Genomic DNA, 22,491 nt, shown 5'->3' on the forward strand with positions numbered 1-22,491 from the left:
GTCAAACATTTCTTCGGAGAGTTTGATCCTGGCTCAGGACGAACGCTGGCGGCGTGCCTAATACATGCAAGTCGAGCGAATCGATGGGAGCTTGCTCCCTGAGATTAGCGGCGGACGGGTGAGTAACACGTGGGCAACCTGCCTATAAGACTGGGATAACTTCGGGAAACCGGAGCTAATACCGGATACGTTCTTTTCTCGCATGAGAGAAGATGGAAAGACGGTTTACGCTGTCACTTATAGATGGGCCCGCGGCGCATTAGCTAGTTGGTGAGGTAATGGCTCACCAAGGCGACGATGCGTAGCCGACCTGAGAGGGTGATCGGCCACACTGGGACTGAGACACGGCCCAGACTCCTACGGGAGGCAGCAGTAGGGAATCTTCCGCAATGGACGAAAGTCTGACGGAGCAACGCCGCGTGAACGAAGAAGGCCTTCGGGTCGTAAAGTTCTGTTGTTAGGGAAGAACAAGTACCAGAGTAACTGCTGGTACCTTGACGGTACCTAACCAGAAAGCCACGGCTAACTACGTGCCAGCAGCCGCGGTAATACGTAGGTGGCAAGCGTTGTCCGGAATTATTGGGCGTAAAGCGCGCGCAGGTGGTTCCTTAAGTCTGATGTGAAAGCCCACGGCTCAACCGTGGAGGGTCATTGGAAACTGGGGAACTTGAGTGCAGAAGAGGAAAGTGGAATTCCAAGTGTAGCGGTGAAATGCGTAGAGATTTGGAGGAACACCAGTGGCGAAGGCGACTTTCTGGTCTGTAACTGACACTGAGGCGCGAAAGCGTGGGGAGCAAACAGGATTAGATACCCTGGTAGTCCACGCCGTAAACGATGAGTGCTAAGTGTTAGAGGGTTTCCGCCCTTTAGTGCTGCAGCTAACGCATTAAGCACTCCGCCTGGGGAGTACGGCCGCAAGGCTGAAACTCAAAGGAATTGACGGGGGCCCGCACAAGCGGTGGAGCATGTGGTTTAATTCGAAGCAACGCGAAGAACCTTACCAGGTCTTGACATCCTCTGACAACCCTAGAGATAGGGCTTTCCCCTTCGGGGGACAGAGTGACAGGTGGTGCATGGTTGTCGTCAGCTCGTGTCGTGAGATGTTGGGTTAAGTCCCGCAACGAGCGCAACCCTTGATCTTAGTTGCCAGCATTCAGTTGGGCACTCTAAGGTGACTGCCGGTGACAAACCGGAGGAAGGTGGGGATGACGTCAAATCATCATGCCCCTTATGACCTGGGCTACACACGTGCTACAATGGATGGTACAAAGGGCTGCAAACCTGCGAAGGTAAGCGAATCCCATAAAGCCATTCTCAGTTCGGATTGTAGGCTGCAACTCGCCTACATGAAGCCGGAATCGCTAGTAATCGCGGATCAGCATGCCGCGGTGAATACGTTCCCGGGCCTTGTACACACCGCCCGTCACACCACGAGAGTTTGTAACACCCGAAGTCGGTGAGGTAACCTTTATGGAGCCAGCCGCCTAAGGTGGGACAGATGATTGGGGTGAAGTCGTAACAAGGTAGCCGTATCGGAAGGTGCGGCTGGATCACCTCCTTTCTAAGGATAATTACGAGAGCGCTTTTGTTTTGTTCAGTTTTGAATGAGTAATTCATTCAAATAGGAAAGACAAACATCACGATGTGATGGATTCTTTCTGCTTTGTTCCTTGAAAACTAGATAATAGATAGAAGGCAATTAATTTTTTTCAAAGCATCTGTAAGATCTTTTTTAACGGTTAAGTTAGAAAGGGCGCACGGTGGATGCCTTGGCACTAGGAGCCGATGAAGGACGGGACTAACACCGATATGCTTCGGGGAGCTGTAAGTAAGCTTTGATCCGGAGATTTCCGAATGGGGAAACCCACTGTTCGTAATGGAACAGTATCTTTACCTGAATACATAGGGTACTGAAGGCAGACCCGGGGAACTGAAACATCTAAGTACCCGGAGGAAGAGAAAGCAAATGCGATTTCCTGAGTAGCGGCGAGCGAAACGGAATTAGCCCAAACCAAGAGGCTTGCCTCTTGGGGTTGTAGGACACTCAACATGGAGTTACAAAGGAACGGGGTAAATGAAGTGATCTGGAAAGGTCCGTCAAAGAAGGTAAAAACCCTGTAGTTGAAACTTCGTTCCCTCCTGAGTGGATCCTGAGTACGGCGGGACACGAGAAATCCCGTCGGAAGCAGGGAGGACCATCTCCCAAGGCTAAATACTCCCTAGTGACCGATAGTGAACCAGTACCGTGAGGGAAAGGTGAAAAGCACCCCGGAAGGGGAGTGAAATAGATCCTGAAACCGTGTGCCTACAAGTAGTCAAAGCCCGTTAATGGGTAATGGCGTGCCTTTTGTAGAATGAACCGGCGAGTTACGATTTCATGCGAGGTTAAGTTGATAAGACGGAGCCGCAGCGAAAGCGAGTCTGAATAGGGCGAATGAGTATGAGGTCGTAGACCCGAAACCAGGTGATCTACCCATGTCCAGGGTGAAGTTCAGGTAACACTGAATGGAGGCCCGAACCCACGCACGTTGAAAAGTGCGGGGATGAGGTGTGGGTAGCGGAGAAATTCCAATCGAACCTGGAGATAGCTGGTTCTCTCCGAAATAGCTTTAGGGCTAGCCTCAAGATGAGAGTATTGGAGGTAGAGCACTGATTGGACTAGGGGCCCCCAACGGGTTACCGAATTCAGTCAAACTCCGAATGCCAAATACTTATTCTTGGGAGTCAGACTGCGAGTGATAAGATCCGTAGTCGAAAGGGAAACAGCCCAGACCACCAGCTAAGGTCCCAAAGTATACGTTAAGTGGAAAAGGATGTGGAGTTGCTTAGACAACCAGGATGTTGGCTCAGAAGCAGCCACCATTTAAAGAGTGCGTAATAGCTCACTGGTCGAGTGACTCCGCGCCGAAAATGTACCGGGGCTAAACGTATCACCGAAGCTGTGGATTGACACCGTATGGTGTCGATGGTAGGAGAGCGTTCTAAGGGCGTTGAAGTCAGACCGGAAGGACTGGTGGAGCGCTTAGAAGTGAGAATGCCGGTATGAGTAGCGAAAGAAGGGTGAGAATCCCTTCCACCGAATGCCTAAGGTTTCCTGAGGAAGGCTCGTCCGCTCAGGGTTAGTCGGGACCTAAGCCGAGGCCGAAAGGCGTAGGCGATGGACAACAGGTTGATATTCCTGTACCACCTATACATCGTTTGAACGATGGGGGGACGCAGAAGGATAGGGTAAGCGCGCTGTTGGATATGCGCGTCCAAGCAGTTAGGCCGGAAACGAGGCAAATCCCGTTTCCATTAAGGCGGAGCTGTGATGGCGAGGGAAATATAGTACCGAAGTTCCTGATTCCACGCTGCCAAGAAAAGCCTCTAGTGAGATGTAAGGTGCCCGTACCGCAAACCGACACAGGTAGGCGAGGAGAGAATCCTAAGGTGTGCGAGAGAACTCTCGTTAAGGAACTCGGCAAAATGACCCCGTAACTTCGGGAGAAGGGGTGCTTTTTAGGGTGAATAGCCCAGAAAAGCCGCAGTGAATAGGCCCAGGCGACTGTTTAGCAAAAACACAGGTCTCTGCGAAGCCGCAAGGCGAAGTATAGGGGCTGACACCTGCCCGGTGCTGGAAGGTTAAGGGGAGAGGTTAGCGCAAGCGAAGCTTTGAACCGAAGCCCCAGTAAACGGCGGCCGTAACTATAACGGTCCTAAGGTAGCGAAATTCCTTGTCGGGTAAGTTCCGACCCGCACGAAAGGTGTAACGATCTGGGCACTGTCTCAACGAGAGACTCGGTGAAATTATAGTACCTGTGAAGATGCAGGTTACCCGCGACAGGACGGAAAGACCCCGTGGAGCTTTACTGCAGCCTGATATTGAATTTTGGTACAGCTTGTACAGGATAGGTAGGAGCCTGAGAAGCCGGAGCGCTAGCTTCGGTGGAGGCGTTGGTGGGATACTACCCTGGCTGTATTGAAATTCTAACCCGCGCCCCTTATCGGGGTGGGAGACAGTGTCAGGTGGGCAGTTTGACTGGGGCGGTCGCCTCCTAAAGAGTAACGGAGGCGCCCAAAGGTTCCCTCAGAATGGTTGGAAATCATTCGTAGAGTGTAAAGGCACAAGGGAGCTTGACTGCGAGACCTACAAGTCGAGCAGGGACGAAAGTCGGGCTTAGTGATCCGGTGGTTCCGCATGGAAGGGCCATCGCTCAACGGATAAAAGCTACCCCGGGGATAACAGGCTTATCTCCCCCAAGAGTCCACATCGACGGGGAGGTTTGGCACCTCGATGTCGGCTCATCGCATCCTGGGGCTGTAGTCGGTCCCAAGGGTTGGGCTGTTCGCCCATTAAAGCGGTACGCGAGCTGGGTTCAGAACGTCGTGAGACAGTTCGGTCCCTATCCGTCGCGGGCGCAGGAAATTTGAGAGGAGCTGTCCTTAGTACGAGAGGACCGGGATGGACGCACCGCTGGTGTACCAGTTGTCTTGCCAAAGGCATAGCTGGGTAGCTACGTGCGGACGGGATAAGTGCTGAAAGCATCTAAGCATGAAGCCCCCCTCAAGATGAGATTTCCCATGGCGCAAGCTAGTAAGATCCCTGAAAGATGATCAGGTTGATAGGTCAGAGGTGGAAGCGTGGCGACATGTGGAGCTGACTGATACTAATAGATCGAGGACTTAACCAACGCTTTAAAAAAATGAAATACCTTCTTATTATCTAGTTTTGAAGGAACAACGTTCCTTTTATGTTTGGTGGCGATAGCGAAGAGGTCACACCCGTTCCCATTCCGAACACGGCAGTTAAGCTCTTCAGCGCCGATGGTAGTTGGGGGTTTCCCCCTGTGAGAGTAGGACGCCGCCAAGCATTTATATATGGAGGATTAGCTCAGCTGGGAGAGCATCTGCCTTACAAGCAGAGGGTCGGCGGTTCGATCCCGTCATCCTCCACCATTTATACACTTGCCGGTGTAGCTCAACTGGTAGAGCAACTGACTTGTAATCAGTAGGTTGGGGGTTCAAGTCCTCTTGCCGGCACCATTTTCATACAAGCTTAATATAGCATATATAAATAGTTTATATGAGCCATTAGCTCAGTTGGTAGAGCATCTGACTTTTAATCAGAGGGTCGAAGGTTCGAATCCTTCATGGCTCACCATTTTATTATGCGGGTGTGGCGGAATTGGCAGACGCACCAGACTTAGGATCTGGCGCCGCAAGGCGTGGGGGTTCAAGTCCCTTCACCCGCATGTTCGCGGAAGTAGTTCAGTGGTAGAATACAACCTTGCCAAGGTTGGGGTCGCGGGTTCGAATCCCGTCTTCCGCTCCACTATTTATTTATGCCGGGGTGGCGGAACTGGCAGACGCACAGGACTTAAAATCCTGCGGTAGGTGACTACCGTACCGGTTCGATTCCGGTCCTCGGCACCATCTTAATATGCGCCCGTAGCTCAATTGGATAGAGCATCTGACTACGAATCAGAAGGTTGTAGGTTCGACTCCCGCCGGGCGCACCATATTTTTTCGGGAAGTAGCTCAGCTTGGTAGAGCACTTGGTTTGGGACCAAGGGGTCGCAGGTTCGAATCCTGTCTTCCCGACCATGATTTTTTTGGGGCCTTAGCTCAGCTGGGAGAGCGCCTGCCTTGCACGCAGGAGGTCAGCGGTTCGATCCCGCTAGGCTCCACCAAAAAAACTTGACAAGCCCATTTGGCTTTGTTATGATATGAAAGTTGATTCTTTAAGAAGAGTCAAATTGCTCTTTGAAAACTGAACAAAACAAAGCGCCAACGTTAAATTTTAAGTGAGCACACACTATTAAAAAAGCAAATGAGCAAGTCAAACATTTCTTCGGAGAGTTTGATCCTGGCTCAGGACGAACGCTGGCGGCGTGCCTAATACATGCAAGTCGAGCGAATCGATGGGAGCTTGCTCCCTGAGATTAGCGGCGGACGGGTGAGTAACACGTGGGCAACCTGCCTATAAGACTGGGATAACTTCGGGAAACCGGAGCTAATACCGGATACGTTCTTTTCTCGCATGAGAGAAGATGGAAAGACGGTTTACGCTGTCACTTATAGATGGGCCCGCGGCGCATTAGCTAGTTGGTGAGGTAATGGCTCACCAAGGCGACGATGCGTAGCCGACCTGAGAGGGTGATCGGCCACACTGGGACTGAGACACGGCCCAGACTCCTACGGGAGGCAGCAGTAGGGAATCTTCCGCAATGGACGAAAGTCTGACGGAGCAACGCCGCGTGAACGAAGAAGGCCTTCGGGTCGTAAAGTTCTGTTGTTAGGGAAGAACAAGTACCAGAGTAACTGCTGGTACCTTGACGGTACCTAACCAGAAAGCCACGGCTAACTACGTGCCAGCAGCCGCGGTAATACGTAGGTGGCAAGCGTTGTCCGGAATTATTGGGCGTAAAGCGCGCGCAGGTGGTTCCTTAAGTCTGATGTGAAAGCCCACGGCTCAACCGTGGAGGGTCATTGGAAACTGGGGAACTTGAGTGCAGAAGAGGAAAGTGGAATTCCAAGTGTAGCGGTGAAATGCGTAGAGATTTGGAGGAACACCAGTGGCGAAGGCGACTTTCTGGTCTGTAACTGACACTGAGGCGCGAAAGCGTGGGGAGCAAACAGGATTAGATACCCTGGTAGTCCACGCCGTAAACGATGAGTGCTAAGTGTTAGAGGGTTTCCGCCCTTTAGTGCTGCAGCTAACGCATTAAGCACTCCGCCTGGGGAGTACGGCCGCAAGGCTGAAACTCAAAGGAATTGACGGGGGCCCGCACAAGCGGTGGAGCATGTGGTTTAATTCGAAGCAACGCGAAGAACCTTACCAGGTCTTGACATCCTCTGACAACCCTAGAGATAGGGCTTTCCCCTTCGGGGGACAGAGTGACAGGTGGTGCATGGTTGTCGTCAGCTCGTGTCGTGAGATGTTGGGTTAAGTCCCGCAACGAGCGCAACCCTTGATCTTAGTTGCCAGCATTCAGTTGGGCACTCTAAGGTGACTGCCGGTGACAAACCGGAGGAAGGTGGGGATGACGTCAAATCATCATGCCCCTTATGACCTGGGCTACACACGTGCTACAATGGATGGTACAAAGGGCTGCAAACCTGCGAAGGTAAGCGAATCCCATAAAGCCATTCTCAGTTCGGATTGTAGGCTGCAACTCGCCTACATGAAGCCGGAATCGCTAGTAATCGCGGATCAGCATGCCGCGGTGAATACGTTCCCGGGCCTTGTACACACCGCCCGTCACACCACGAGAGTTTGTAACACCCGAAGTCGGTGAGGTAACCTTTATGGAGCCAGCCGCCTAAGGTGGGACAGATGATTGGGGTGAAGTCGTAACAAGGTAGCCGTATCGGAAGGTGCGGCTGGATCACCTCCTTTCTAAGGATAATTACGAGAGCGCTTTTGTTTTGTTCAGTTTTGAATGAGTAATTCATTCAAATAGGAAAGACAAACATCACGATGTGATGGATTCTTTCTGCTTTGTTCCTTGAAAACTAGATAATAGATAGAAGGCAATTAATTTTTTTCAAAGCATCTGTAAGATCTTTTTTAACGGTTAAGTTAGAAAGGGCGCACGGTGGATGCCTTGGCACTAGGAGCCGATGAAGGACGGGACTAACACCGATATGCTTCGGGGAGCTGTAAGTAAGCTTTGATCCGGAGATTTCCGAATGGGGAAACCCACTGTTCGTAATGGAACAGTATCTTTACCTGAATACATAGGGTACTGAAGGCAGACCCGGGGAACTGAAACATCTAAGTACCCGGAGGAAGAGAAAGCAAATGCGATTTCCTGAGTAGCGGCGAGCGAAACGGAATTAGCCCAAACCAAGAGGCTTGCCTCTTGGGGTTGTAGGACACTCAACATGGAGTTACAAAGGAACGGGGTAAATGAAGTGATCTGGAAAGGTCCGTCAAAGAAGGTAAAAACCCTGTAGTTGAAACTTCGTTCCCTCCTGAGTGGATCCTGAGTACGGCGGGACACGAGAAATCCCGTCGGAAGCAGGGAGGACCATCTCCCAAGGCTAAATACTCCCTAGTGACCGATAGTGAACCAGTACCGTGAGGGAAAGGTGAAAAGCACCCCGGAAGGGGAGTGAAATAGATCCTGAAACCGTGTGCCTACAAGTAGTCAAAGCCCGTTAATGGGTAATGGCGTGCCTTTTGTAGAATGAACCGGCGAGTTACGATTTCATGCGAGGTTAAGTTGATAAGACGGAGCCGCAGCGAAAGCGAGTCTGAATAGGGCGAATGAGTATGAGGTCGTAGACCCGAAACCAGGTGATCTACCCATGTCCAGGGTGAAGTTCAGGTAACACTGAATGGAGGCCCGAACCCACGCACGTTGAAAAGTGCGGGGATGAGGTGTGGGTAGCGGAGAAATTCCAATCGAACCTGGAGATAGCTGGTTCTCTCCGAAATAGCTTTAGGGCTAGCCTCAAGATGAGAGTATTGGAGGTAGAGCACTGATTGGACTAGGGGCCCCCAACGGGTTACCGAATTCAGTCAAACTCCGAATGCCAAATACTTATTCTTGGGAGTCAGACTGCGAGTGATAAGATCCGTAGTCGAAAGGGAAACAGCCCAGACCACCAGCTAAGGTCCCAAAGTATACGTTAAGTGGAAAAGGATGTGGAGTTGCTTAGACAACCAGGATGTTGGCTCAGAAGCAGCCACCATTTAAAGAGTGCGTAATAGCTCACTGGTCGAGTGACTCCGCGCCGAAAATGTACCGGGGCTAAACGTATCACCGAAGCTGTGGATTGACACCGTATGGTGTCGATGGTAGGAGAGCGTTCTAAGGGCGTTGAAGTCAGACCGGAAGGACTGGTGGAGCGCTTAGAAGTGAGAATGCCGGTATGAGTAGCGAAAGAAGGGTGAGAATCCCTTCCACCGAATGCCTAAGGTTTCCTGAGGAAGGCTCGTCCGCTCAGGGTTAGTCGGGACCTAAGCCGAGGCCGAAAGGCGTAGGCGATGGACAACAGGTTGATATTCCTGTACCACCTATACATCGTTTGAACGATGGGGGGACGCAGAAGGATAGGGTAAGCGCGCTGTTGGATATGCGCGTCCAAGCAGTTAGGCCGGAAACGAGGCAAATCCCGTTTCCATTAAGGCGGAGCTGTGATGGCGAGGGAAATATAGTACCGAAGTTCCTGATTCCACGCTGCCAAGAAAAGCCTCTAGTGAGATGTAAGGTGCCCGTACCGCAAACCGACACAGGTAGGCGAGGAGAGAATCCTAAGGTGTGCGAGAGAACTCTCGTTAAGGAACTCGGCAAAATGACCCCGTAACTTCGGGAGAAGGGGTGCTTTTTAGGGTGAATAGCCCAGAAAAGCCGCAGTGAATAGGCCCAGGCGACTGTTTAGCAAAAACACAGGTCTCTGCGAAGCCGCAAGGCGAAGTATAGGGGCTGACACCTGCCCGGTGCTGGAAGGTTAAGGGGAGAGGTTAGCGCAAGCGAAGCTTTGAACCGAAGCCCCAGTAAACGGCGGCCGTAACTATAACGGTCCTAAGGTAGCGAAATTCCTTGTCGGGTAAGTTCCGACCCGCACGAAAGGTGTAACGATCTGGGCACTGTCTCAACGAGAGACTCGGTGAAATTATAGTACCTGTGAAGATGCAGGTTACCCGCGACAGGACGGAAAGACCCCGTGGAGCTTTACTGCAGCCTGATATTGAATTTTGGTACAGCTTGTACAGGATAGGTAGGAGCCTGAGAAGCCGGAGCGCTAGCTTCGGTGGAGGCGTTGGTGGGATACTACCCTGGCTGTATTGAAATTCTAACCCGCGCCCCTTATCGGGGTGGGAGACAGTGTCAGGTGGGCAGTTTGACTGGGGCGGTCGCCTCCTAAAGAGTAACGGAGGCGCCCAAAGGTTCCCTCAGAATGGTTGGAAATCATTCGTAGAGTGTAAAGGCACAAGGGAGCTTGACTGCGAGACCTACAAGTCGAGCAGGGACGAAAGTCGGGCTTAGTGATCCGGTGGTTCCGCATGGAAGGGCCATCGCTCAACGGATAAAAGCTACCCCGGGGATAACAGGCTTATCTCCCCCAAGAGTCCACATCGACGGGGAGGTTTGGCACCTCGATGTCGGCTCATCGCATCCTGGGGCTGTAGTCGGTCCCAAGGGTTGGGCTGTTCGCCCATTAAAGCGGTACGCGAGCTGGGTTCAGAACGTCGTGAGACAGTTCGGTCCCTATCCGTCGCGGGCGCAGGAAATTTGAGAGGAGCTGTCCTTAGTACGAGAGGACCGGGATGGACGCACCGCTGGTGTACCAGTTGTCTTGCCAAAGGCATAGCTGGGTAGCTACGTGCGGACGGGATAAGTGCTGAAAGCATCTAAGCATGAAGCCCCCCTCAAGATGAGATTTCCCATGGCGCAAGCTAGTAAGATCCCTGAAAGATGATCAGGTTGATAGGTCAGAGGTGGAAGCGTGGCGACATGTGGAGCTGACTGATACTAATAGATCGAGGACTTAACCAACGCTTTAAAAAAATGAAATACCTTCTTATTATCTAGTTTTGAAGGAACAACGTTCCTTTTATGTTTGGTGGCGATAGCGAAGAGGTCACACCCGTTCCCATTCCGAACACGGCAGTTAAGCTCTTCAGCGCCGATGGTAGTTGGGGGTTTCCCCCTGTGAGAGTAGGACGCCGCCAAGCCATTTCAAAGATCAGCCATTCTGGCTGGTCTTTTTTGATGTTCGTAATTAAAAAAGGCTTTATATTTCCAGGGACAGCATAGGGCTGGCCTTATTTGAATTGGTTACAATATCATGAGGGGGAATGGGGCAAAATTCAAGTGGTGAAACCTTAAGAGAAGAAAGAATATCAGGTTTTGCATTTATCGTTTTAGGGTATTTATGTAAGATATTTCAACTTTAATGTTCAATGGGGTATGCAACTACATATAATTTGGAGAAAATGGATAATACAGAAAGAAAGTGCGTTTAAGTTGCAAAATGGATTATTCCTTGTATAATAATAGTCAAATATAGTCAAAGTCAGAATGGAGGAGGCTGAGTGAGAAACATATCTGATATTATCGAAACTTATTTGAAGCAAGTACTTGAAATAAGTCAAAAAGATATCTTAGAGATTAAAAGAAGTGAAATAGCAGATAAATTTCAGTGTGTTCCTTCTCAAATCAATTACGTAATCAATACCAGGTTTACCATCGAGAGAGGTTATGTTGTAGAGAGTAAGCGTGGAGGCGGCGGTTATATACGCATCATGAAAGTCGAATCACAGGATTCGGTGCAACTTATCAACCAATTATTATCGCTTATTGGTTCCAGGGTAACTCAATCGATGGCTGAAGGAGTAATTTCAAGGCTGATGAATGAAGACGTCATTAATGAAAGAGAAGCAAAGATTATGATGAGCGTCATAGATAGATCGGTGATATATATCGACCTACCTGACCGCGATGAGCTTAGGGCAAGAATTTTAACTGCGATGCTTACGACTTTAAAATATAAATGAAACTGGCAGAGGTGATGAACGTTGATTTGCCAAGAATGTCATCAAAGGCCTGCTACCCTGCACTTCACCAAAATCATCAATGGAAAAAAGACTGAAGTCATGATTTGTGAGAAATGTGCTCAGGAAAAAGGTGAAATGTTCACGGATGCAGGTGGACCTGGTTTTTCAATAAATAATTTATTAGCAGGATTGTTGAATATGGAGTCGAATATTCAACAGACAAAGGCAAATGCATTTCCCAAAACGGAAGAGAGGCGTTGCCCACATTGTCATCGATCTTATAAAGAATTTGTCCATATTGGTAAGTTTGGCTGTGCCGAATGTTATAAGACCTTCAATGAACAGTTAAATCCCATTTTAAAGAGGGTTCATAGCGGCAATACAGCACATATAGGGAAAATTCCAAAAAGGATTGGTGGCACCATATATCTTCGAAAGCAAATTTTGGATTTGAAAGAAGTTTTAAAGGTCCACATCGATCAAGAGGAGTTTGAGAAAGCGGCAGAGGTAAGAGATAAGGTTCGTTCCCTTGAAAAAAGGTATGAAGCACAAGAGGGAGGCGAGGAATTATGAGCTTGGAAAAGTTTGTAGAAAACGCCTTGAGTTCTTGGATGAGTGCCGAAGGGCCGGAAATCGACATTGTATTGAGTTCGCGGATTCGGCTGGCCAGGAATTTCAAAGACTTTACCTTCCCAACCTCCTTTTCTAACGAAGAAGCTAAAAAAATCATTGAATTGGTCAAAAAAAGAATCGAAGAGGAAGTAACTCCAGAGATTGGAAAACTAGAACTTTTAGAGATTGATCAATTGCAGCCACTGGAAAAGCGTGTTCTTGTTGAAAAACATTTAATCAGTCCTCATTTGGTTGAAGATTCAGCGAAAAGCGCATGTCTCCTTTCGGAAAATGAAGAAATAAGTATCATGATAAACGAAGAGGATCATCTCCGTATTCAATGTTTAATGTCGGGATTGCAGCTAAAGGAAACCTTAAAGATTGCAAATGTTCTTGACGATTGGATTGAAGAATCCATAGACTATGCATATGATGAAGAAAGAGGTTACCTAACTAGTTGTCCGACTAATGTGGGAACAGGATTAAGGGCTTCAGTCATGATGCATCTTCCGGGCCTGGTCCTTACACAGCAGATGAATAATATCATACCGGCTATCAACCAATTGGGGTTGGTGGTTCGAGGGATTTATGGAGAGGGCAGTCAAGCGTTAGGAAATATTTTTCAAATCTCTAATCAAATTACTCTTGGAAAGTCGGAAAGGGATATCGTTGAAGATCTAACAAGTGTAGTGCAACAAATCATAGCCCAGGAACGGTCAGCGAGGGATGCATTAGCAAGGACTTCTCACATACAATTAGAAGATAGAATTTTCCGTTCATATGGGATTTTGTCCAATGCTCGTATCATCGAGACAAAGGAAGCAGCTACTTGTATCTCCGATGTTAGGTTAGGGATAGATCTTGGGTATATAAAAAATATTTCTAAAAGCATTCTAAATGAGTTGATGATTTTGACGCAGTCGGGATTTTTACAAAAGTACGCAGGTGGCCCTTTACGACCCCATGAAAGGGATATCCGTAGAGCAGCACTCATCCGGGAACGCTTGAATTTCACGGAACCTTCCTCCTCATAGAGGTCATTGACCTCTTTAGGGAGTATTAAATTTCATGTAATAGATATGGAGCAAGAAGAAGCTTCTGCCATTACTTAGAGAATTGCCAGCAACTTTATTCAAAACGAAAATTCTTAAGGAGGAATTCCCTATGATGTTTGGTCGTTTTACTGAAAGAGCCCAGAAAGTATTAGCATTAGCCCAAGAAGAGGCAATCCGTTTAGGTCATAATAATATTGGCACGGAACATATTTTACTGGGCCTGGTCCGAGAAGGTGATGGTATTGCAGCTAAAGCGTTATATGCTCTTGGATTGGGTCCGGAAAAGATTCAGAAAGAAGTGGAAAATCTAATTGGCCGCGGACAGGATACGGCTCAAACGATACATTATACCCCAAGAGCCAAGAAAGTGATTGAGCTTTCCATGGATGAGGCAAGAAAATTAGGGCACTCATATGTTGGAACAGAGCATGTTCTTCTAGGTCTTATACGAGAAGGGGAAGGTGTAGCTGCCCGCGTATTGAATAATCTGGGAGTAAGTTTAAATAAAGCTCGACAACAAGTATTACAACTTTTGGGTAGCAATGAATCAGGTGGTCATCAAGGTTCAGCCGCTTCAAATGCAAGCACGCCGACACTGGATGGCCTAGCCCGTGATTTAACGGCGATTGCCAGGGAAGGAAGCTTGGATCCCGTTATCGGAAGAGGTAAGGAAATACAGCGTGTCATTGAGGTATTAAGCCGTCGTACAAAAAATAACCCAGTATTAATCGGTGAACCTGGGGTAGGTAAAACAGCCATTGCTGAAGGGCTTGCCCAACAGATTATCAATAATGAGGTACCTGAAATTTTACGTGATAAACGCGTAATGACACTTGATATGGGTACTGTTGTGGCTGGAACTAAATACCGTGGTGAATTTGAGGACCGATTGAAGAAAGTTATGGATGAAATACGTCAGGCGGGTAATATCATCTTATTCATTGATGAATTGCATACATTGATTGGTGCAGGTGGTGCAGAAGGTGCCATTGATGCTTCCAATATCCTTAAACCATCATTGGCCCGTGGTGAATTACAATGTATCGGTGCTACAACTTTGGATGAGTACCGTAAGTACATTGAAAAGGATGCTGCGCTTGAACGTCGTTTCCAGCCAATCCAAGTCGATGAGCCGACTATTTTGGAATCCATCCAAATTCTCAAGGGGCTGCGTGACCGTTATGAGGCACATCACCGCGTATCGATTACTGACGAAGCGATTGATGCTGCAGTCAAATTATCCGACCGTTATATTTCCGATCGCTTTTTACCGGACAAAGCGATTGACTTGATTGATGAAGCTGGTTCCAAGGTTAGGCTGCGCTCATACACAACGCCACCTAACTTAAAGGAACTTGAAGTGAAGCTAGATGATGTTCGTAAGGAAAAGGATGCTTCCGTTCAGAGTCAGGAATTTGAAAAAGCTGCTTCGCTTCGCGATACAGAACAACGCTTAAGAGAACAATTGGAAGAAACGAAAAAAACTTGGAAAGAAAAACAAGGGCAGGAGAACAGTGAAGTGACTGTGGATGACATTGCACACGTCGTATCCAGCTGGACGGGAGTGCCAGTCACTAAATTGGCGCAAACAGAGTCAGACAAACTGCTTAATATGGAGTCAATCCTCCATGATCGTGTTATTGGGCAGGAAGAGGCCGTCATTGCGGTTTCTAAAGCAGTACGACGTGCAAGGGCAGGTTTGAAAGATCCTAAACGTCCAATTGGTTCATTCATCTTCTTGGGACCTACAGGGGTCGGTAAAACCGAGCTAGCCCGTGCTTTAGCTGAATCCATTTTTGGTGATGAAGATGCCATGATCCGCATCGATATGTCCGAATATATGGAGAAACATTCGACTTCACGTCTTGTTGGATCACCTCCAGGATATGTTGGATACGAAGAAGGCGGTCAGTTAACGGAAAAAGTGCGGAGGAAACCATACTCCGTCGTTCTGCTTGATGAAATAGAAAAGGCGCATCCTGATGTCTTCAATATTCTTCTTCAAGTATTGGAAGACGGAAGACTGACAGATTCCAAGGGGCGTACTGTCGATTTCAGGAATACCATTCTGATTATGACATCGAATGTAGGGGCGTCGGCCTTGAAAACTGATAAGTATGTCGGCTTTAACATCCAGGATACTGGCCAGGACTATAAAAATATGAAAGGGAAAGTGATGGAAGAACTCAAACGTGCATTCCGTCCGGAATTCCTGAATCGTATTGATGAAACTATCGTGTTCCACTCATTAGAGAAGGATCATTTGAAACAAATCGTTACATTAATGTCAAATCAGCTTACTACCCGTTTGAAAGAACAGGAGATTTACTTGGAGCTGACAGATGCGGCTAGAGAAAAAATTGCTACGGAAGGTTTTGATCCGGAATATGGGGCACGACCAATCCGCAGGGCGCTTCAGAAGCATGTAGAAGATTATCTATCAGAAGAGTTGCTTAAGGGCAACGTGAAAAAAGGGCAAACGGTCGTAATGGATGTCGTGAATAATGAGTTTGCAATCCGACAAGGCGAGCCTGTTAATGTAAGTGAATAACCTGATCCTAAACTTCGAGGTACACGCAGATTCTTTTGCAGTGTACCTCTGTTTTTTATCCATAGGTAGATATGAGTATAAATGGGACAAGCAGGGTGAATATTTTTTTAAAAAAACTTAGCCTTAAGAAGGTTTAAATAAAACAGAGATATAATATCCTTAATATAGATATTTTTTCCAAAGGAAGAGGAGTAATTTATGGCTGTAAAGAAGAAAACGAAATTTATGTGTCAGTCTTGTGGTTATGAGTCCGCGAAATGGATGGGGAAATGTCCAGGATGCGGTGAATGGAACAAAATGGTCGAGGAAACCGAAATTGTTAAACCAGCTAGAAAAGGCGCTTTTACCCATTCAGAGGTTAGAGGTTCCGGGGAACGGGAGAAGGCAGCACCCATAACGACTATTCAATCAGAAAAAGAACCACGGATTAAGACGGATTTAATGGAATTGAATCGTGCTCTTGGGGGCGGGATCGTACAGGGATCCCTTGTATTGATTGGTGGGGACCCGGGTATCGGTAAGTCGACCCTGCTTTTACAGGTATCATCCCAATTGGCGCATAAACAGAAAAAAGTGCTTTATATATCAGGTGAAGAATCAGTCAAGCAGACCAAATTGAGAGCGGACCGGCTTGGGACCATGTCGGAAAATCTATTCGTTTATGCTGAAACCGATATGGACTACATCCAACAGGCAATTACAGAGGTAAAACCGGATTTGGTCATTATTGACTCCATTCAAACGGTATACCATTCAGAGGTTACATCTGCCCCAGGAAGCGTTTCACAAGTGAGGGAATGCACAGCCTCACTCATGCGCATTGCTAAAACGAACGGGATCGCGATTTTTATCGTCGGACACGTTACAAAGGAAGGGGCCATTGCGGGGCCACGGCTGCTTGAGCACATGGTTGACACCGTATTATATTTTGAAGGAGAAAGACACCATACATATCGAATTATACGTGCGGTCAAAAATCGCTTTGGTTCGACGAATGAGATGGGTATTTTTGAGATGAAAGAACATGGATTGGAAGAGGTCGCGAATCCATCGGAAATTTTCCTTGAAGAACGGTCGCAAGGAGCTTCGGGCTCCACAGTCGTCGCATCCATGGAGGGCACAAGGCCAGTGCTTGTAGAAATTCAAGCATTGATTTCACCAACGAGTTTTGGCAACCCAAGACGAATGGCCACGGGAATTGACCACAATCGAGTTTCGCTTTTAATGGCTGTTCTGGAAAAGAGAGTTGGATTGCTGCTCCAAAACCAAGATGCGTATTTAAAGGTTGCTGGTGGCGTCAAGCTGGATGAACCGGCAATTGACCTCGCTGTTGCAATAAGCATTGCATCAAGCTTCCGTGATAAACCAACAAACCCTACCGATTGCATCATTGGTGAAGTGGGGCTGACTGGGGAAGTAAGAAGGGTTTCACGAATTGAACAAAGGGTGCAGGAAGCAGCGAAGTTAGGGTTTGAGCGGGTTATAATACCGGCTAATAATATAGGAGGATGGACCGCGCCGAAAGGTATTAAGATCGTTGGTGTTTCATCGGTTTCGGAGGCTCTTAAACAAACGTTAGGGGGTTAAGTATGACAGATAAAAAAGGGTATGAGAAAACAAAATTGGAAATTCTGCAAATTGTAGCTCCGGGTACCCCGCTTCGGGAGGGTATTGAAAATGTCCTGAGGGCAAATACAGGTGGTTTGATAGTCGTCGGATATAACGAGAAGGTGCGAACGATCGTAGATGGCGGCTTCGAAATCAACTGCAACTGTACCCCAAGCACATTATATGAGTTGGCGAAGATGGACGGGGCCATCATTTTAAATGAAACTGCCGATAAAATCATTTTCGCAAATGCCCAATTAGTGCCGGATAATAGTACACCTTCCACTGAAACGGGAATGCGTCATAGGACAGCGGAACGTGTGGCAAGGGAGACCAAGTCGTTGGTCGTTGCAATTTCACAACGCCGGAATGTCATCACTTTATATCAAGGCAATTTCCGGTATGCCCTTAAAGATATAGGAGTCATACTTGCTAAGGCTAATTTAGCCATCCAGACCTTGGAAAAATACAAGGTGGTCCTGCAGCAGAGCATATCGGTTTTAGGAGCGCTCGAGTTTGAGGAGATCGTGACCTATGCCGACCTTTTGCAGGTATTTCACCGTTATGTAATGGTGCTCAGAATCAAGGCGGAGCTATTAACGTACCTTAATGAGCTTGGTACGGAAGGAAGATTGATCCGTTTGCAAATGAATGAAATCCTGGCAGATATTGAAACGGAAGGAAAATGGCTTATCAAGGATTATACCTCCAGTAATGATGAAAATCCTGAGGAAATCATTTTTAGGCTTCAAGAGTTGGCCATGCAGGAAAAACTGGATGAAAGCATTCTTCTAAAGGTGCTGGGCTATCATGGATACATACATCTTGATGAGTCAGTACATCCCCGTGGTTACCGTATTCTTCATAAAATCCCACGCTTGCCGGGTTTGATCATCGAAAATTTAGTGAAACAGTTCGGAAGCTTTAGTGAAGTCAATAAAGCAACGGTTGAGAACCTAGACGATGTGGAGGGTATAGGCGAAGTCCGGGCCAATAAAATCAAAGAAGGACTCCGCATTTTAAAAAATCAGCTGGTCACAAATAGAAGGATGTAAGGTGCAGCTGACCTTCAAAATTTTCCTGAATTAGCCTGAAATTGATTGGTGTTTATTTTTGACACTCAAAACTCAGGGTGCTAGGCTAATATTACGAAAAAGAGAAGAATTCATATTTGTAAATCCACTAATTCCTTAAGTGAATTTAACGTATATAATGAAAACAAATTTTCGAAGGTTTCATTTTATTTTATTGGTCAATAATGAGTAGAGGGAGGTGAAAGGGATGTTAAAACGCATTATACAAGCATGCTTCTTAATAGTCGGCGGAACACTTGGTATGTTACTTATTCCAGAATTATTAATTGTTTTACATGCAGACGATATTGCTTTAATAAACAATCCTTATGTAAGTGTACTGTTGGGTGCCATTATCTTTTATCTTATTACTTTTTGGGCAGTAGATCATGTGATCTATTTTATGAAGTGGCTGGAGGAACAGCTTGTAAAGATACCAAGTACGGATATAATCTTTGGCAGCGTCGGTCTTTTAGTGGGACTGCTTGCGGCGTTCTTGGTTGGCTCCGCCTTTAGTGCCATCAAGGTTCCTATTTTAAATACAGTGGTTCCTATCATCCTTACGCTTTTATTTGGTTATCTTGGTTTCCAGGTGGGCTTTAAAAAACGTGATGAACTATTGAATTTATTCACGAAAAGCAATAAGAAAAAGAATACTGACGGTGAAGCAAGCGAAGAGGATGAAGAGGGGTATAGCAAGCGGTTGAAGATTCTCGATACAAGCGTCATCATTGACGGTAGAATTGCGGATATCTGTCAGACAGGCTTTCTTGAGGGTACCATAGTCATTCCTCAATTCGTATTAAACGAACTGCAGCACATTGCCGATTCATCTGATGCATTGAAAAGGAATCGTGGAAGACGTGGTTTGGATATCTTGAATCGGATTCAAAAAGACCTTCCGATTAAAGTGGAGATGTACGAAGGGGATTTTGAAGACATTCAGGAAGTGGACAGTAAACTGGTGAAGCTTGCCAAAATATCGGGCGGAATGGTCGTTACCAATGATTTCAATTTAAACAAAGTATGCGAGTTTCAAAATGTGGCGGTCCTTAATATCAATGACCTGGCCAATGCCGTTAAACCTGTTGTACTTCCTGGGGAAGAGATGAATGTTCAGGTCATCAAGGATGGGAAAGAGCAGAACCAGGGCATCGCATATTTAGACGATGGCACGATGATCGTTGTCGAGGGTGGCCGTGACCATATCGGGAAACGCATCGATGTACTTGTCACAAGTGTATTGCAAACATCTGCAGGCCGTATGATATTCGCTAAACCGAAACTATTAGAAAAAGCATTATAAAGAAGAGTAGGAGAAACCGTTATGTTTTATGAAGTAGTGATACCTGCAGCTGGACAAGGCAAAAGAATGAAGGCGGGCAAGAATAAACTTTTTATTGAACTATCGGGTATCCCGATTATTGTTTATACACTGCGTGTCTTCGAAGAAGATCCTGACTGTCGGGGGATTATCCTTTCGATAAACCCGGCAGAAAAGGCTTATTTCAGTCAATTGATAGCAGCGTATGGGCTTAAAAAGGTCAAGAAGCTGGTCATGGGTGGCAAGGAGCGCCAACAAAGCGTTCATAATGGACTGCAACATGCAGGAGAAGAAATCATCCTGGTCCACGACGGTGCCCGCCCTTTTATCAATCTGGGGCAAATCAGTGAATTGACTACTGCCGCCTCCCTTCATGGCGGTGCCGTAATTGCAGTCCCCGTAAAGGATACGATTAAAAAAGCAGCAAACAAAAAGGTAGTGGAAACAGTGGAACGATCAAGCTTGTGGGCGGTACAAACTCCACAAGCTTTTCGTGTATCCATATTAAAAAGGGCATATGAACAGGCAGAAGCGGAAGCGTTTTTAGGGACGGATGATGCAAGTTTGCTAGAGCGGATCAATGAACAGGTAGTTATTATTGAGGGCAATTATGATAATATTAAAATTACGACTCAGGAAGACCTATATTTTGCAGAAGCGATTTTACATAAACAACATGGAAAACGATGATTGGGGAGAATGATATGTTTAGAATAGGACAAGGATATGACGTTCATCAGCTTGTGGAGGGCAGACCTTTGATTATTGGCGGGATTACGATTCCGTATGAGAAAGGTTTGCTAGGGCATTCGGATGCGGATGTCCTTCTGCATACTGTTGCTGATGCCTGCTTGGGGGCAATTGGTGCAGGGGATATCGGTAAGCATTTTCCGGATACCGATCCTGAATTTAAAGATGCCGATTCGGCAAAACTGCTGCAGTATATTTGGGCGATTGTAAAAAAAGAAGGATATACCCTAGGCAATGCGGACTGTACAATCATTGCACAAAGCCCGAAAATGGCACCGTATATTGAGGAAATGCGAGGCAGGATTGCTGAACTTTTAGATGCGTCGATAGACAGAATTAATGTAAAGGCGACCACTACCGAGAAACTTGGATTTACAGGCAGGAGCGAAGGAATCGCAGCACAGGCTGTGGTCTTATTGGTTAAATCAAACTAAATTCATTTTTAGAGTTGATGCCTTTATCCCAATGTATTTAAATGATAATATATACAATAGAATAGAACGACTGGGAGGTCTATATATATCATGAGCAGCGATATTCGAGTTCGCTATGCACCGAGTCCGACTGGACATTTACATATTGGTAATGCACGGACTGCTTTATTTAATTATTTATACGCACGAAATAAAGGCGGGAAATTCATCATCCGTATTGAAGATACCGACCAAAAGAGAAATATTGAAGGCGGAGAAGAAAGTCAGCTTAAATATTTGAAATGGCTTGGTATGGATTGGGATGAAGGTGTTGATGTTGGCGGTGAATACGGGCCATATCGTCAATCCGAAAGGAACGACCTTTATCAGGAATTGTATCAAGAGCTTTCAGATAAGGGTTTGGCATATAAATGCTATTGTACGGAAGAGGAGCTTGAAGCAGAGCGTGAAGGACAGGTCGAACGGAATGAAACGCCAAAATATTCAGGGAAGTGCAAGCATTTAACTGAAGAAGAGCAAGCGAAACTAGTGGCTCAAGGAAGAAAACCGAGCATTCGCTTTGCCGTTCCGGCTGGGAAGGTCCTTACTTTCAAAGATATGGTTAAGGATGAGGTTTCGTTTGAAACAGATGGCTTTGGTGATTTTGTCATCGTTAAAAAAGATGGCATTCCAACCTATAACTTTGCAGTGGCCGTCGATGATCACTTGATGAAGATTTCCCATGTCCTTCGCGGTGATGATCATATCTCCAATACTCCAAAACAATTGATGATTTATGAAGCTTTCGGCTGGGAACCGCCGGTATTCGGACATATGACGCTGATTGTAAACGAAAGCAGGAAGAAACTGAGTAAACGTGATGAGTCGATCATTCAATTCATTGAGCAATATGAAGAGCTTGGTTATGTACCTGAAGCTTTATTCAATTTCATTACATTACTAGGATGGTCTCCGGTCGGGGAAGAAGAGATTTTCACGAAGGAAGAATTCATTAATCTTTTCGATGCTGATCGGTTGTCTAAATCCCCTGCACTTTTCGATAAACAAAAGCTTACATGGATGAATAACCAATATGTGAAGCAATTGGACGGAAATCGTGCAGTGGAATTGTCAATGCCGCACTTAATTAAAGCCGGGAAGGTTTCAGGGACAATGACTGCCGAAGAAGAAGAGTGGGTACATGGGCTAGTTTCCCTTTTTCAAGAGCAGATGAGCTATGGAGCGGAAATAGTTAAGCTATCTGAACTGTTTTTCAAGGATGAGGTCGTGTTCGAGGAAGAAGCTAAGGAAGTACTGGCTGAAGAACAGGTACCTGAAGTCATGAAAGCTTTCCTTCAGGAGATCGAAGGGCTTGAAGAATTTAACGCGGATGAAATCAAGAAATCGATTAAAGCCGTACAAAAAAGCACAGGTCATAAAGGTAAAAAATTATTTATGCCGATAAGGGCGGCCGTTACGGGTCAAACACATGGTCCTGACTTGCCTAAGGCGATTTCATTACTGGGGAAAGAAAAAATTAAACAGCGTATTCAGAGTATTTTATATTAACAATTTGTCGAAAATGTAATATAGTATTTAATAATCTTACAAAAGAAC

The 22,491-nt window shown here is 46.6% G+C and carries 10 protein-coding genes, 9 tRNA genes, 6 rRNA genes and 1 other annotated feature (1 of these 26 only partly in view); all 25 genes read left to right on the forward strand.

The window, feature by feature from the left end; all coding sequences use genetic code 11:
- The first annotated feature begins 10 nt into the window (after positions 1-10).
- The 25 genes from NYE63_RS00470 (at position 11) to gltX (ending at position 22,443) form a co-directional block, all read left to right on the forward strand.
- Positions 11-1,561 (forward strand): 16S ribosomal RNA (locus tag NYE63_RS00470).
- 176 nt (positions 1,562-1,737) lie between these two features.
- Positions 1,738-4,670: ribosomal RNA gene (locus tag NYE63_RS00475) — 23S ribosomal RNA — on the forward strand.
- Between the two features lie 63 nt (positions 4,671-4,733).
- A 5S ribosomal RNA gene (gene rrf, locus NYE63_RS00480) occupies positions 4,734-4,849 on the forward strand.
- 10 nt (positions 4,850-4,859) lie between these two features.
- Positions 4,860-4,935 (forward strand) — tRNA-Val (locus NYE63_RS00485).
- Positions 4,936-4,946: 11 nt separating this feature from the next.
- Positions 4,947-5,022, forward strand: a tRNA-Thr gene (locus tag NYE63_RS00490).
- Between the two features lie 42 nt (positions 5,023-5,064).
- A tRNA-Lys gene (locus NYE63_RS00495) sits at positions 5,065-5,140 on the forward strand.
- Positions 5,141-5,149: 9 nt separating this feature from the next.
- Positions 5,150-5,231, forward strand: a tRNA-Leu gene (locus NYE63_RS00500).
- Between the two features lie 5 nt (positions 5,232-5,236).
- Positions 5,237-5,311, forward strand: a tRNA-Gly gene (locus NYE63_RS00505).
- A gap of 12 nt (positions 5,312-5,323) precedes the next feature.
- Positions 5,324-5,412: transfer RNA gene (locus NYE63_RS00510), tRNA-Leu, on the forward strand.
- 9 nt (positions 5,413-5,421) lie between these two features.
- Positions 5,422-5,498, forward strand: a tRNA-Arg gene (locus NYE63_RS00515).
- Between the two features lie 8 nt (positions 5,499-5,506).
- Positions 5,507-5,583, forward strand: a tRNA-Pro gene (locus tag NYE63_RS00520).
- Positions 5,584-5,593: 10 nt separating this feature from the next.
- Positions 5,594-5,669, forward strand: a tRNA-Ala gene (locus NYE63_RS00525).
- Between the two features lie 158 nt (positions 5,670-5,827).
- Positions 5,828-7,378, forward strand: a 16S ribosomal RNA gene (locus NYE63_RS00530).
- Positions 7,379-7,554: 176 nt separating this feature from the next.
- A 23S ribosomal RNA gene (locus NYE63_RS00535) occupies positions 7,555-10,487 on the forward strand.
- A gap of 63 nt (positions 10,488-10,550) precedes the next feature.
- A 5S ribosomal RNA gene (gene rrf / locus NYE63_RS00540) occupies positions 10,551-10,666 on the forward strand.
- The 16S, 23S and 5S rRNA genes sit together here with 9 tRNA genes alongside, the layout of an rRNA operon.
- A 360-nt stretch (positions 10,667-11,026) precedes the next feature.
- Positions 11,027-11,488 carry a CtsR family transcriptional regulator gene (locus NYE63_RS00545; protein WP_098373579.1) on the forward strand — a complete coding sequence of 154 codons (462 nt, stop codon included), beginning with the start codon at positions 11,027-11,029 and terminating at the stop codon, positions 11,486-11,488.
- 21 nt (positions 11,489-11,509) lie between these two features.
- Positions 11,510-12,061, forward strand: a complete 552-nt coding sequence (locus tag NYE63_RS00550) for a UvrB/UvrC motif-containing protein (protein ID WP_342603725.1) — start codon at positions 11,510-11,512, stop codon at positions 12,059-12,061.
- A complete protein-coding gene (locus tag NYE63_RS00555) occupies positions 12,058-13,134 on the forward strand; it encodes a protein arginine kinase (protein ID WP_342603726.1) in 1,077 nt (358 codons plus the stop codon). Before NYE63_RS00550 ends, NYE63_RS00555 begins: the two co-directional genes overlap by 4 nt.
- 130 nt (positions 13,135-13,264) lie before the next feature.
- Positions 13,265-15,706 (forward strand): ATP-dependent protease ATP-binding subunit ClpC, encoded by a 2,442-nt coding sequence (clpC, locus tag NYE63_RS00560; RefSeq protein WP_063235778.1) that lies wholly within the window; start codon positions 13,265-13,267, stop codon positions 15,704-15,706.
- Positions 15,707-15,904: 198 nt separating this feature from the next.
- Complete coding sequence (gene radA, locus NYE63_RS00565) at positions 15,905-17,293, forward strand: DNA repair protein RadA (protein ID WP_342603727.1); 1,389 nt, start codon at positions 15,905-15,907, stop codon at positions 17,291-17,293.
- Between the two features lie 2 nt (positions 17,294-17,295).
- The gene (gene disA / locus NYE63_RS00570) at positions 17,296-18,369 is read left to right on the forward strand and encodes a DNA integrity scanning diadenylate cyclase DisA (protein ID WP_063235780.1); all 1,074 of its coding nucleotides are present in this window, start codon (positions 17,296-17,298) and stop codon (positions 18,367-18,369) included.
- A 226-nt stretch (positions 18,370-18,595) separates the two neighbouring features.
- Positions 18,596-19,693 (forward strand): PIN/TRAM domain-containing protein, encoded by a 1,098-nt coding sequence (locus tag NYE63_RS00575; protein WP_063235781.1) that lies wholly within the window; start codon positions 18,596-18,598, stop codon positions 19,691-19,693.
- Between the two features lie 21 nt (positions 19,694-19,714).
- On the forward strand, positions 19,715-20,401 hold the full coding sequence (gene ispD, locus NYE63_RS00580) for a 2-C-methyl-D-erythritol 4-phosphate cytidylyltransferase (RefSeq protein WP_342603728.1): 687 nt from the start codon (positions 19,715-19,717) through the stop codon (positions 20,399-20,401).
- 14 nt (positions 20,402-20,415) lie between these two features.
- Positions 20,416-20,895 carry a 2-C-methyl-D-erythritol 2,4-cyclodiphosphate synthase gene (gene ispF, locus NYE63_RS00585; protein ID WP_342603729.1) on the forward strand — a complete coding sequence of 160 codons (480 nt, stop codon included), beginning with the start codon at positions 20,416-20,418 and terminating at the stop codon, positions 20,893-20,895.
- 90 nt (positions 20,896-20,985) lie between these two features.
- Positions 20,986-22,443 (forward strand): glutamate--tRNA ligase, encoded by a 1,458-nt coding sequence (gltX, locus tag NYE63_RS00590; RefSeq protein WP_342603730.1) that lies wholly within the window; start codon positions 20,986-20,988, stop codon positions 22,441-22,443.
- Positions 22,444-22,485: 42 nt separating this feature from the next.
- Positions 22,486-22,491, forward strand: a binding site (T-box leader); it runs 243 nt beyond the window's last position.

Origin of the sequence: Peribacillus sp. FSL E2-0159 (genome assembly GCF_038643155.1) — a bacterium.
Taxonomy (GTDB): domain Bacteria; phylum Bacillota; class Bacilli; order Bacillales; family DSM-1321; genus Peribacillus; species Peribacillus simplex.